Here is a 12,289-nt window from a genome sequence, read left to right on the forward strand (position 1 = left end):
GCAGACTGACAAGATTCAACGGTCGATTTGCCAGAAAATCAAAAAGGAGGCCAAAGCCTCCTTTATTTACTCAAACTGTACGTTTTGCAACCACTTACTCGCCGCCTGCAGCTTGGTTTTCTGTGTTTTCATAAATCAGCAAAGGTTCAGACTCCCCTTTAATAACTGATTCATCAATCACGACTTTGCTCACGCCTTCGGCAGAAGGTAGTTCATACATAGTATCGAGCAGCACCGCCTCGACAATAGAGCGAAGGCCACGTGCACCGGTTTTACGTTCCATGGCTTTGCGGGCAATGGCCTGCAACGCATCGTCACGGAATTCCAGTTCAACGTTTTCCAGCTCCAGTAATGCAGCATACTGTTTAGTCAGCGCATTTTTCGGCTCACGCAGAATCTGCACCAGCGCAGATTCATCCAGCTCACTCAAAATCGCAGTCACTGGCAGACGACCGATAAACTCAGGGATCAGACCGTATTTCACCAGATCTTCCGGTTCGACTTTCTCAAACAAATCGCTGAGTGTGTTGCGCTGGTCTTTCGAACGGACTTCCGCGCCAAAACCAATACCTGAACTGGTTGCCACACGCTGCTCTACCACTTTATCCAGGCCTGCAAATGCACCGCCACAAATAAAGAGTATTTTCGATGTATCAACCTGCAGGAACTCCTGCTGAGGATGCTTACGACCGCCCTGTGGAGGCACAGAGGCAACCGTACCCTCGATCAATTTCAGCAGCGCTTGCTGTACACCTTCGCCAGACACGTCACGGGTAATTGATGGATTGTCAGATTTACGGGAAATCTTATCAATTTCATCAATATATACGATTCCGCGTTCCGCTTTAGCGACATCATAATCACATTTCTGCAGCAGCTTCTGGATGATGTTTTCGACATCTTCACCGACATAACCAGCTTCGGTCAGGGTCGTTGCATCCGCCATCGTGAAAGGTACATCCAGCATACGCGCCAGCGTTTCTGCAAGCAGTGTTTTACCACTACCCGTCGGACCAATCAGCAGGATGTTACTTTTACCCAACTCGACACCATCACTGGTGGTGTCGCCATTACGCAAACGCTTGTAGTGGTTGTAAACAGCTACAGCCAGTACTTTCTTCGCGTGATCCTGGCCGATGACATAATCATCTAAGTGCGTGCGGATCTCCCTTGGCGTTGGCAGTTCATTACCATCGCGCTTTGGCATAACTTCTTTGATTTCTTCGCGAATGATGTCGTTACACAAATCGACACACTCATCGCAAATATACACAGAAGGGCCAGCAATCAGCTTGCGAACTTCATGCTGACTTTTACCGCAGAAAGAGCAGTACAGCAGTTTTCCACTACCACTCTCTTTTCGCTTATCTGTCATTCGCTAACCTCATATTGGGTTTCACCCATCCTTGCCTTGTTTTGAGTGTATAACATCTCTCGTCACTTTGCTGTCACCTTGCCCCTTCAGAGCACTGTGCACCATAATGACAGGTTAGTCACGCTTATTCAAAACGGCATCGACCAGTCCATACTCCGCAGCCTGCTCAGCAGACATGAAGTTGTCACGGTCTGTATCTTTTTCAACGATTTCCAGTGGTTGACCCGTATGTTCAGCCAACAGATTGTTCAATCGCTTCTTAATTGTCAGAATTTCCTGAGCATGAATCTGAATATCAGAAGCTTGCCCCTGGAAACCGCCTAATGGCTGATGAATCATGACACGGGAATTAGGCAGACAAAAACGTTTCCCTTTCGCGCCACCTGCCAGCAGGAATGCCCCCATTGAGCAAGCTTGTCCCATACAGAAGGTACTCACATCCGGTTTGATGTGTTGCATGGTGTCATAGATGGACATACCTGCAGTGACTGAACCACCAGGAGAGTTAATATACAGGAAAATATCTTTGTCAGGGTTTTCTGACTCCAGGAACAACAGCTGTGCCACAACCAGGTTGGCCATCTGATCTTCAACCTGACCAGTCAGGAAGATCACACGCTCTTTCAATAGTCGGGAATAGATGTCGTAGGAACGTTCGCCACGAGAGGTCTGCTCGACCACCATAGGAACCAGCGCATTCATGATTGGCGACATGGCGTTATTATCTTGGTAGCTCATAACCTTATTTCCCCAAAAAAATTAATGGCCCGAATGATTGACTCATACGGACCATTGTTAGCAGAAGATTTGAAATAAAGTCAAATCTTTACAGTCATTTCAGTCAATTAAGCTGCTGGTTGCTGATTCATCAGCTCATTGAAGCTTACTTCTTTTTCTGAAACCTGTGCTTTAGCCAGTAGAGCATCAATCGCTTGTTCTTCCAGAGCAACATTACGCATGTTGTTCATCAGTTGCTCATTCTTTTCATAGTATGCAACAACTTCTGTTGGATCTTCATAAGCAGATGCCATTTCAGTGATCAGCGCCTTAACTCGCTCGTCATCGGCTTTCAGTTCTTCAGCCTTGATCACTTCACCCAGCAGCAGACCGACCACGACACGACGCTTCGCTTGCTCTTCGAACAGCTCACGTGGCAGTTCTGGTGCGTTATTTGCGTTGCCGCCGAAACGCTGAACCGCCTGCTGACGCAATGTGTTCACTTCCTGGTCAATCAGTGCAGAAGGAACATCAATGTCGTTTTGCTCAATCAGGCCATTCAGAACCTGATCCTTGATACGGCCTTTAACCGCTTGCTTCAGCTCACGCTCCATGTTCTTGCGCACTTCTGCTTTCAGGCCGTCAACTGAACCGTCTTCAACACCAAACTTCTTCACAAATTCTTCGTTCAGCTCTGGCAGTTCCTGAGCTTCTACTTTGTGCAGTTTGATCGCGAACACAGCCGCTTTACCTTTCAGGTTCTCGGCGTGATAGTCTTCAGGGAAAGTCACTTCAATGTTGAACTCTTCACCCGCTTTCTTACCCACGATTCCTTCTTCGAAGCCCGGAATCATGCGGCCCTGGCCCATTGCCAGAGGGAAAGCTTCTGCTTTACCGCCGTCGAATTCTTCACCGTCGATAGAACCTGTGAAATCAATCGTCACACGGCTGTTTGCATCAGCTGCAGTATCAACTTCAGCCCAGTTCGCTTGCTGCTTGCGCAGCGTTTCCAGCATCTGAGCAACGTCTTCGTCTTTCACTTCAGCGGCAGGCTTTTCAATCGCAATCTTGTCCAGACCTGTCAGTTCAATCTCAGGGAACACTTCGAAAGTGGCTTTGAAAACCAGATCTTTACCTTCAGTCATGTCGACTGGGGTGAATGTTGGTGCGCCGGCTGGGTTAATTTTTTCTTTAACAATCGCTTCAATGTAATGACGTTGCATCACTTCGCCCAGCACGTCCTGACGCACAGAGGCGCCGAACATACGTGCAACCATCTTAATCGGTGCTTTACCAGGACGGAAACCGTCAAAGCGACGGGTTTTCGCGATTTTCTTCAGCTGGGCAGTCACTGCATCTTCGATGTTGGCTGCAGGGACAGTAATCGTAATTTGGCGTTCTAGGCCTTCAGTGGTTTCAACGGTAACTTGCATTTTCTTAAACCTCAAAACTGACTCAGGTTGACTGAGTTATCTTGCCCGTCAGATCTCTGCTGACGCTGGCATCCTTTCGTGTTACGGCTTGAACACCATAACGCCTGAATTCGGTCAATTTCTGTATCACTGGCCAGTGCCACTGAAACAAAAATTAAAGCGCGGTATTATAACGGCCCAGCCCTCTTTCGTCGAGGTATCTGGTGCCACACCAAGTGTAAACCTTCGGACAAGATAGGGGCTGAATTCGCATTTTCAAGAGAAAACACGAAAAAATTGCAGTTTAGCCCCGCTTTTTTGTTCAAATGTCGATTCAGTGCAGGAATTTTAATCAAAGCTTCACGCTGCTTTGTGGACTTCAACCTGAGATCAAAAATGTTTAAGCGGGTAAAAAAGAAGGGATAGAACGGAGAAAATGGCGCGCCCTGCAGGATTCGAACCTGCGACCACATGCTTAGAAGGCACGTGCTCTATCCAACTGAGCTAAGGGCGCTTTGTCTGGGTGTTAACCGTCTGGTGCGTTAACTGACGGGGGTGAATTATACGTCGCTTGAGATCAAGGTCAACGATAAAACGTTAAAATCCCTGACCAAATGCACCAAGCGGTTAAACTTACGACAAACATCCCCTCTTGATTGGCTCAGCGAAACATCCTTCCTGCTCTTCCAAAGCAAAGTTTATCGTTTGAAAGCCTTGATATTGCAGCAGTACAGGCAGTCATCATCTTTTGGGTCTCACAGATAAATTATCTGGAACCCGCAAAAAGCAAACGTTTGCGCTATAGATTTCCCCCCCTTTCTCTGCGACAATAAGCCAGCTCAGTTCATTTCTGTACGAAGGAAAATCATGGCCGCTCAAATCATTGATGGAAAACTTATCTCACAAACTGTCAGACAAGAAGTTGCTGCGCGCGTGAAGGCTCGCACTGACGCGGGATTACGTGCACCTGGGTTAGCCGTCATTCTGGTCGGTCAGGATCCTGCCTCACAGATTTATGTCGGCAGCAAACGGAAAGCCTGTGAAGAAGTGGGCTTTATTTCCCGCTCATTCGACCTGCCTGCGGATACCACTGAAGTCGAACTACTGGCACTGATTGATGAACTGAATGCGGATCAGTCCATAGACGGGATCCTGGTGCAATTACCTCTGCCAGCCGGTATTGATTCCACCAAAGTGCTGGAACATATTGATCCAGAGAAAGATGTCGACGGTTTCCATCCCTATAATGTCGGTCGTCTGTGTCAGCGTATTCCTAAGCTGCGTTCATGTACGCCGAAAGGGATCATTACGCTGCTGGAGCGTTACAACATCCAGGCTCGGGGCAAACATGCAGTGATTGTAGGCGCATCAAATATTGTTGGCCGCCCAATGACTCTTGAGTTGCTGTTGGCCGGCGCCACAACCACGACTTGTCATCGGTTTACTCAGGATCTGGAAAGCCATGTGCGTCAGGCCGATATTCTGGTTGTCGCAGTTGGAAAACCTAACTTTATTCCGGGCAGCTGGATTAAAGAAGGCGCGACGATTATTGATGTCGGTATTAATCGCCTGGACAACGGCACACTGGTCGGTGATGTGGAATACGATGTCGCGCGGCAAAAAGCCAAGCACATTACCCCTGTCCCGGGTGGTGTTGGCCCGATGACCGTGGCCACACTGATCGAAAACACCCTGTTGGCCTGTGAGCAATTCCACGAAGGCTGACAGCGAGCACGTGAATTGCAGAGACTAAAAAGCGAGGTGATAACCTCGCTTTTTGTTATTAACCTGGGCAGACCCGCTTTTACAAACCGGGTATACAGGTTGAGTTAGTTTTGCAGCGTTTTCAGATAAGCCGCGAAATCTTTCCCGAGCGCAGGATGACGCAATCCGTATTCCACGAATGCCTGCATGTAGCCCAGCTTACTGCCGCAGTCATGACTCTTACCTGTCATGTGGAACGCATTCACCTGCTGCTTTTCCATCAACATATCAATGGCATCTGTCAGCTGAATTTCATCACCTGCACCAATCGGTGTTTTGGCAAGAATCTCCCAGATTTCGGCTGGCAGGATATAACGCCCCACAATCGCCAGATTAGACGGCGCCAGATCAACCGCTGGTTTCTCAACAACCTTGGCCATAGCGGCTGAATCGCCTGGCGCAATTTGTTCACCACTCAGATCAGCCACCCCATAGTTAGACACTTCCGACATAGGGACAGGTTCAACCATGACCTGGCTGATGCCAGTGTCATTAAACAGTCTGACCATAGCAGCCATATTCTCACTGCGCAGATCGCTGGCGGCATCATCCAGAATCACATCAGGCAGTACAACCGCAAATGGCTCGTTGCCGACCAGAGGACGGGCGCAAAGCACTGCATGGCCCAAGCCTTTTGCCTGGCCCTGACGCACATGCATGATCGTGACATCATTTGGACAGATATTCTGTACTTCGTCCAGCAACTGACGCTTCACCCGTTTTTCAAGCGTGGCTTCAAGCTCAAAAGACGTATCGAAGTGGTTTTCAATGGAGTTCTTGGATGAATGGGTCACCAGTACGATTTCTTTAATACCGGCAGCAACACATTCATTGACGACATACTGAATCAGAGGTTTGTCCACAATCGGCAGCATCTCTTTCGGAATGGCCTTGGTGGCGGGTAACATCCTGGTCCCTAAACCGGCTACCGGAATGACCGCTTTACGAACTGGGGAAGACTTTTGCATTGTTTTTTCCATGTACGTTGGCATTGTCAGCCGCAATATAACAAACTTACCCAGATGCAGCGAGAGATCAGAGCCATAAGCGTGAACTCGTGTCCTCCGCGGTGATTCTGAGAGGTTACGCAAATAGGCAAAGCAAGGGGTTGATGCGTGGTCACATTAACCGCGCCGGACGATATCCGCATTATCAATACTGATTTTGACAGGTTTTCCGAGCAGGTTGATCAGCATGAATGAGCGCTTCTCGCCATCAGGTTCCTGATAAATGGCTTCAAGCCCTTTGAACTGGCCTTGTTTCAGTTCCAGGCATTCGCCGGGTTTGGGCAGATTAGACAGCAGGTTTCTGTGCTCATCGCAATTTTCATTGGTCATGAGCTGAAACAGCAATTCAGGCTGAACTTTTTGCGGATATGCCCCCTGACGAATAAAGTCAGCCACACCGCGTGTCGAACGCACCGTGGTATAGCTGACCTCTTCAGGGTCAAAACAGACAAACATATAATTCGGAAACAGAGGTTCATTGACAGTGACGCGCTTTCCGCGCACCACTTTCTCAACCAGGACCTGAGGGTAATAACATTCCACACCCTGACGATCCAGATTGACCACGGCCCGCTCCTGCTCGCTTCGCTTGCAATAAAGTAGGTACCAATCTTTCATATCGTCTCTGCCTGGAAAATATATGTCTGAAATTGATTATATGGTGGAAGGTATAAACCTCAATAGTTTCCCTGCACATTGACGCTAAGCGTTTACTTTTCCAACGTTTTCCGATGATCTCTCTGCATTTCGGAAAATGGCTTCTCTGCTAAACTTTGGTTTTTGCCTTCACTGCCGGATGGATGTCGGGCTCTTTCATCGCGTCCAGTCGCTGAATGGTAATGCTGAAATTAGCCGCCCCAATTTTGCTTAAAGACAAGCGGGCGCCAGAATGCGGCAAAACATAGGTCGAGGCGAGATTTTTACGTGCCCCGTCCCCCAGACTGGTACCAGCCTGAATGATCATTTCGCCATCACTGGTTCTCAGCATGGCTTCTGATCCGGTTGAGACCACCACCAGACTTCTGTCACATGCATCAAAAATCCCGAACAATCCCTTGATGGGCACAGCGTAACCCGATTGCTTCATCCCATTTTCAATGGTTTGCAACATACTGGAAATATCATTCTCGCTTGCCATGCGTTTGCGCAGATAGTCATTGAACAAAGCCCGGATCAACAGCACAGTTGCCGCGCCATGCCGGCCTCCGGATTCAGCATCAAGCAAATAGAAAGCCAAACGACCGTCCATCAGCCAAGTGTAGTCAAGCAGCACAGGCTGCACATCGGCAGACTGCAAAACACAATAGCTCATCTGCCAGTCACCCTGGCGCGATAAGGCGTCCGGCATCAGTCCCACCAGCAGCTCGCGGGCAATCTCTGGGTTAGATTCCAGCTCATCAATATGCCACTGCAGCTCTTCATCAACGGTCGAATCATGCTGTAATAGCTGGCTGGAAAAATCTGTGTATTCCGTGGTGTTTTCCTGGGCCTTGAGTACCGACATCAGTGCAGCTTTCAGGACCATAATGTTATCCAGCGGTTTGACCAGAAAGTCTTTCACGCCATGCCTGAGCGCGGCAGCAACATCGGCCATTTCTCCGGTACCGGAAATGACAATGACGGGCACCATGGGGTAATGCAGTGAAACCTCTTCAACAAACTCCATCCCTGTTAATACGGGCATCGCCAGATCGCACAGAAGCACATCAGGAATACCGTCGCGCAGTGCCCGCAGCCCCTGCAACCCATCTTCAGCTTCCCTGACCTCGCATCCTTGCGACAGCAAAAAGCCTGTGATCATCCGGCGAAACACCGGATCGTCCTCAACGATGAGGATATCTTTACCTTCTAGCAACGATTGTGCCCTCCATGAAACCAGGGGCCAAGAGCACAGAATAATATTCTGCTGAACAGCCACATCCTTCCGAACGAATCTGCGCCATGCTGAGTAGCCGCGATGAATGTTCTCATTTAGGATAGGCGTAAAACCGCGCTACGTCAGGGCGTATGCCTGTTCATGAACTTTAGTTTTAGTATTCTGTAAGCCAGTTCAAAATCTTGCCCTTTGCGGAACCTGCGTTCGTCCCTGAAGTTCCTATTGAAATAACACTCAATGTTAACCTCTTCACATGGCGTGTTTTGTTATACAATTCCCACTTTCTCATATCCGATCACAACACGCCTATGAAGCTTGATGATTTAAATTTATTTCGCATTGTGGTTGAGGAAGGCAGCTATACCGCCGCCTCTCGCAAGCATCAGGTGCCGGTTGCCACGCTGACTCGCCGTATACAGGCACTGGAAGACAGCCTGGATCTGCGTCTGTTAAACCGCCATGCACGCAAGCTGTCGCTGACTGAAGCGGGCCAGCAGTATTACCAGTTGTGCACGCCCATGCTTCAACAGTTACTGGATACCGCAGAAAACATTCGGGATGAGTCCAGAGGGGCCAGCGGACGCCTCAAAATAGCAGCCCCGACCAATCTCAGCAAAGTCATGCTGCAGCCTATGCTCAACGCCTTCATGCTTGAACACCCGGCCATCAGCATTGAGCTGTTTCTGAGCAATGAACCTGAACAGCTCGATCCAACCGACTGGGATGTGATTTTCCGTGTCGGTCCGCAGCGTGATTCAGCACTGATTGCCCGTAAAATTAACGCTGTGGAAGATATACTGGTTGCCAGCCCAGACTATCTGCAGCGGCAACCAGCGCTCACTCATGCGCAAGATCTGTCCAAGCATTCGCTGCTCAAAGGCTCTCCCCTACTGCGCTGGCGACTCACCAACAAAGATGGCGAAACCATCACAGTCAATGAAAAAGGTCGTTTTGAGTCTAACCAGCTCAATGTGGTCAGAAAAGCCTGTGTGGCCGGGCTGGGGATTACTCTGATGCCAGATGTCATGCTTGAAAAATACATTCACAGCGGTGAACTGGTGCGGGTCCTGGATAACTGGTCAGCCAACCCACGCAATGTCTATCTTCTCTATAATCACAAAGATCACCAGCCAGAGAAGCTGAGACTGTTTATTGAGTTTGCCAGTCACTTCTTCAGCACATCCTGAGCCTGCTCTCCTTGCCAACCGGCAGAAGCCCGTCTAAATGTTATATAACAAAGAACACAAAAAGTGCCCGGATATGCACTGACAGTGTTCTGAACAACAACCTGTAATACGTTGTGCGATTTGCACCCTAGATAACGAGGATAGGTTATGATTCTGGGACATTTATTCGGGCTTTACACTCATCCCAAAAAAGAGTGGCACAACATTGATGAACAACACGAGGGGATGCAAAGCAGCCTGAGCCACATTATGCTGATTGCCTTGCTGCCCCCTATTTTTGCCTACATTTCCAGTGTGTTTATCGGCTGGCGTGTCGGCGCCGTTGACCCGATTTATCTAACACCGTCCAGCGCACTATTTATGTCTATCGCCATGTATTTTGCCCTGATTGGCGGGGTATTTGCTCTGGCTTACCTGACCTACTGGATGAGCCACACCTTTGGTTCAACCCCGACCTATACTCAGGCTCTTGAACTGGCAGCTTACACAGCAACGCCCCTGTTTATGGTCAGCATTGCTGCCTTGTATCCGCAGCTGTGGTTTCTGATGATGGCCGGACTGGTCGGTATCACCTACTCTGTGTACCTGCTCTACACAGGTGTCCCGATTCTGATGCACATCCCGGAAGAGCGCGGCTTTATTTATGCCAGCTCGATTGTCACCTGTGGTCTGGTGCTGCTGGTTTCCATTATTGCCGGCTCTGTCATCCTGTGGAACGTGGGTTTAGGCCCGCAGTTCAGTCACTAACCCATTCCGGCTCCGGCTTCAACCCATGAAAAAGGCAAGCTCAATGAGCTTGCCTTTTTGTGTTCAGACGCGGGTACTGACAATAAAGACGTTATACGCCTTCGTTATAAAGTTCCAGATTTGCCAGTTCCTGCTGAATCTCACGTTGCGTTTTGGCATCTTCGCTGCGCAGCGTTTCCAGATACTCTAAATACTGCTGATTCACATCGCCCGTGACATAGTTGCCATTAAAGACCGAGGTCTCGAACAGTTTAATGTCAGGATTGCCCTCTGCAACCGCATCCACCAGATCCTGCAAGTCCTGGAAAATCAGACCGTCTGCGCCGATCATCTTGCAGATTTCGTCCACTTCGCGACCATGGGCAATCAGTTCATTGGCGCTTGGCATATCAATGCCGTATACGTTCGGGAACCGAATTTCCGGCGCCGCAGAAGCCAGGTAGACTTTTTTTGCCCCCGCTTCACGCGCCATTTCAATGATTTGCTCAGAGGTGGTGCCGCGAACAATCGAATCATCGATCAGCAACACGCTCTTGCCCTTGAACTCTGAGCTGATTGCGTTCAGTTTACGGCGTACCGACTTACGGCGCAGCTGCTGACCCGGCATGATAAAGGTACGGCCGACATAACGGTTCTTCACGAAACCCTGACGGTAAGGTTTATCCAGGGTGCGGGCAATTTCCAGCGCACTGTCACAGGAAGTTTCCGGGATCGGAATAACGACATCGATATCCAGATCATCCCACTCACGTTTAATTTTCTCACCCAGCTTCTTACCCATATTCAGGCGAGCGCTGTACACAGAAATCTTATCGATGAAAGAGTCCGGACGGGCAAAATACACAAACTCGAACACACATGGGTTCAGCGCCGGATTTTCAGCACACTGCTCAGTGAACAGCTGGCCGTCAAAAGTGATATAGACAGCCTCACCCGGCGCAACATCACGCATGAAATCAAAGCCAACCGCGTCCAGTGCCACTGATTCAGAGGCAACCATATACTCGACTTTCCCTTCAACTTCGCGCTTACCCAGGCACAGAGGGCGAATACCGTGCGGGTCGCGGAATGCCATCAGGCCATGCCCGATGACCATAGCCACCACAGCATAGGCACCACGGACTGTTTTGTGGACAGCGCGAATCGCTGCAAAGATGTCATCAGATGTCAGAGGGTAATTGGTTGCACCTTCCAGCTGATGGGCCAGAACGTTCAGCAGAATTTCCGAGTCGGAAGAAGTGTTCACATGACGGCGAGCCTGCTCAAAGAGCGAATCTCTGATATCAGCTGCGTTGGTCAGGTTACCATTGTGCGCCAGTGAAATACCGTAAGGAGAGTTCACATAAAAAGGCTGAGCTTCTGAAGCACTTGAGCTGCCCGCAGTCGGGTAACGAACGTGCCCAAGACCGACAGTCCCCTGCAGACGCTGCATGTGCTTTGCTTCGAATACGTCACGCACCAGGCCATTGGCCTTACGCAGACGGAAACGATTGCTTTCCAGGGTAACAATACCGGCAGCATCCTGGCCACGGTGCTGCAGCACGGTCAGTGCATCATAAATAGACTGGTTAACCGGGGTGTTTCCCACGATTCCGACAATACCACACATGTCCTAAATCCTCGTCATGGATCATCAATAATTGCATTGAGTAACAATACGTTAGTTTGTTGCCCTCATACGGTTACTCAATGCAATTAATATAAATCCGGCGCTATAACGCGCCGGGAAGAAAACTGGAACTCTCTTTCAGGTAAGAGAAAAACCACTCAATTACCACGCCAAACTGCGGGATTAACTGCGACGCCTGCCACCATTCTGCGTCAGCAAAACCGGTAAAAGCATCCAGAAAAAACAACACAGCTGCAATGATAAGCACACCGCGAAGGGCACCAAACACAATACCCAGTACCCTATCGGTACCAGACAAACCGGTTTTCTGCACCAGTTGTCCGATCACGTAATTCACGACCGCTCCCACAATCAGTGTGGCAATAAACAATACTGCGATAGCACTGCCATTTCGTATGAGCTCATCCTGAATATTGGTGAAATACACCGCCAGTTCTTTGTAAAAATTGCTGGCGACAAAAAATGCCGCAAACCAAATCACCAGCGACAGCGCTTCCTTCACAAAACCACGGATCAAACTGACCAGTGAAGAAAAGGCAATCACCCCTAAAATGACATAATCAATCCAGATCAT

General features: G+C 49.3%; 11 protein-coding genes and 1 tRNA gene. 3 read left to right on the forward strand and 9 right to left on the reverse strand.

Features of this window, described 5'->3' with window-relative positions; all coding sequences use genetic code 11:
• Nucleotides 1–94: 94 nt before the first annotated feature.
• From clpX to LN341_RS11090, 4 genes are all read right to left on the reverse strand, one after another.
• Entirely contained in the window at nucleotides 95–1,375 is a 1,281-nt protein-coding gene (gene clpX / locus LN341_RS11075; RefSeq protein ID WP_027252852.1) for an ATP-dependent protease ATP-binding subunit ClpX, read from the reverse strand.
• Nucleotides 1,376–1,489: 114 nt separating this feature from the next.
• On the reverse strand, nucleotides 1,490–2,113 hold the full coding sequence (gene clpP, locus LN341_RS11080) for an ATP-dependent Clp endopeptidase proteolytic subunit ClpP (RefSeq protein ID WP_027252853.1): 624 nt from the start codon (nucleotides 2,111–2,113) through the stop codon (nucleotides 1,490–1,492).
• Nucleotides 2,114–2,220: 107 nt separating this feature from the next.
• Nucleotides 2,221–3,525: a trigger factor gene (gene tig, locus LN341_RS11085; protein ID WP_046218764.1), complete on the reverse strand. Its 1,305-nt coding sequence runs from the start codon at nucleotides 3,523–3,525 to the stop codon at nucleotides 2,221–2,223.
• 416 nt (nucleotides 3,526–3,941) lie between these two features.
• Nucleotides 3,942–4,018, reverse strand: a tRNA-Arg gene (locus tag LN341_RS11090).
• Between the two features lie 353 nt (nucleotides 4,019–4,371).
• Here LN341_RS11090 and folD point away from each other — a divergent pair.
• The gene (gene folD, locus LN341_RS11095; protein WP_046218765.1) at nucleotides 4,372–5,229 is read left to right on the forward strand and encodes a bifunctional methylenetetrahydrofolate dehydrogenase/methenyltetrahydrofolate cyclohydrolase FolD; all 858 of its coding nucleotides are present in this window, start codon (nucleotides 4,372–4,374) and stop codon (nucleotides 5,227–5,229) included.
• A 104-nt stretch (nucleotides 5,230–5,333) separates the two neighbouring features.
• On the opposite strand, the gene galU is transcribed toward folD, so the two are convergent.
• The 3 genes from galU to LN341_RS11110 form a co-directional block, all read right to left on the reverse strand.
• Entirely contained in the window at nucleotides 5,334–6,236 is a 903-nt protein-coding gene (galU, locus tag LN341_RS11100; RefSeq protein ID WP_046218766.1) for a UTP--glucose-1-phosphate uridylyltransferase GalU, read from the reverse strand.
• Between the two features lie 156 nt (nucleotides 6,237–6,392).
• The gene (gene rfaH, locus LN341_RS11105; RefSeq protein WP_046218767.1) at nucleotides 6,393–6,893 is read right to left on the reverse strand and encodes a transcription/translation regulatory transformer protein RfaH; all 501 of its coding nucleotides are present in this window, start codon (nucleotides 6,891–6,893) and stop codon (nucleotides 6,393–6,395) included.
• A gap of 148 nt (nucleotides 6,894–7,041) precedes the next feature.
• Complete coding sequence (locus LN341_RS11110) at nucleotides 7,042–8,130, reverse strand: response regulator (RefSeq protein WP_234203302.1); 1,089 nt, start codon at nucleotides 8,128–8,130, stop codon at nucleotides 7,042–7,044.
• A 329-nt stretch (nucleotides 8,131–8,459) separates the two neighbouring features.
• Between LN341_RS11110 and LN341_RS11115 the strand changes: the two genes are divergently transcribed.
• A complete protein-coding gene (locus LN341_RS11115) occupies nucleotides 8,460–9,338 on the forward strand; it encodes a LysR family transcriptional regulator (RefSeq protein WP_046218769.1) in 879 nt (292 codons plus the stop codon).
• Between the two features lie 147 nt (nucleotides 9,339–9,485).
• Nucleotides 9,486–10,085, forward strand: coding sequence for a Yip1 family protein (locus tag LN341_RS11120; RefSeq protein WP_046218770.1), 600 nt, complete (start codon nucleotides 9,486–9,488; stop codon nucleotides 10,083–10,085).
• 91 nt (nucleotides 10,086–10,176) lie between these two features.
• On the opposite strand, the gene purF is transcribed toward LN341_RS11120, so the two are convergent.
• Both purF and cvpA read right to left on the reverse strand, forming a co-directional pair.
• Nucleotides 10,177–11,694, reverse strand: a complete 1,518-nt coding sequence (gene purF / locus LN341_RS11125) for an amidophosphoribosyltransferase (RefSeq protein WP_046218771.1) — start codon at nucleotides 11,692–11,694, stop codon at nucleotides 10,177–10,179.
• Between the two features lie 103 nt (nucleotides 11,695–11,797).
• Complete coding sequence (gene cvpA, locus LN341_RS11130) at nucleotides 11,798–12,289, reverse strand: colicin V production protein (RefSeq protein WP_027252861.1); 492 nt, start codon at nucleotides 12,287–12,289, stop codon at nucleotides 11,798–11,800.

The organism is Photobacterium sp. TLY01, from assembly GCF_021432065.1.
Lineage (GTDB): Bacteria > Pseudomonadota > Gammaproteobacteria > Enterobacterales > Vibrionaceae > Photobacterium > Photobacterium halotolerans_A.

Excerpts from the sequence above, each read along its gene's own strand:
- clpX (WP_027252852.1), bottom strand. The coding sequence starts at position 1,375 with ATGACAGATAAGCGAAAAGAGAGTGGTAGTGGAAAACTGCTGTACTGC.
- clpP (WP_027252853.1), bottom strand. The coding sequence starts at position 2,113 with ATGAGCTACCAAGATAATAACGCCATGTCGCCAATCATGAATGCGCTG.
- tig (WP_046218764.1), bottom strand. The coding sequence starts at position 3,525 with ATGCAAGTTACCGTTGAAACCACTGAAGGCCTAGAACGCCAAATTACG.
- folD (WP_046218765.1), top strand. The coding sequence starts at position 4,372 with ATGGCCGCTCAAATCATTGATGGAAAACTTATCTCACAAACTGTCAGA.
- galU (WP_046218766.1), bottom strand. The coding sequence starts at position 6,236 with ATGCAAAAGTCTTCCCCAGTTCGTAAAGCGGTCATTCCGGTAGCCGGT.
- rfaH (WP_046218767.1), bottom strand. The coding sequence starts at position 6,893 with ATGAAAGATTGGTACCTACTTTATTGCAAGCGAAGCGAGCAGGAGCGG.
- LN341_RS11115 (WP_046218769.1), top strand. The coding sequence starts at position 8,460 with ATGAAGCTTGATGATTTAAATTTATTTCGCATTGTGGTTGAGGAAGGC.
- LN341_RS11120 (WP_046218770.1), top strand. The coding sequence starts at position 9,486 with ATGATTCTGGGACATTTATTCGGGCTTTACACTCATCCCAAAAAAGAG.
- purF (WP_046218771.1), bottom strand. The coding sequence starts at position 11,694 with ATGTGTGGTATTGTCGGAATCGTGGGAAACACCCCGGTTAACCAGTCT.
- cvpA (WP_027252861.1), bottom strand. The coding sequence starts at position 12,289 with ATGATCTGGATTGATTATGTCATTTTAGGGGTGATTGCCTTTTCTTCA.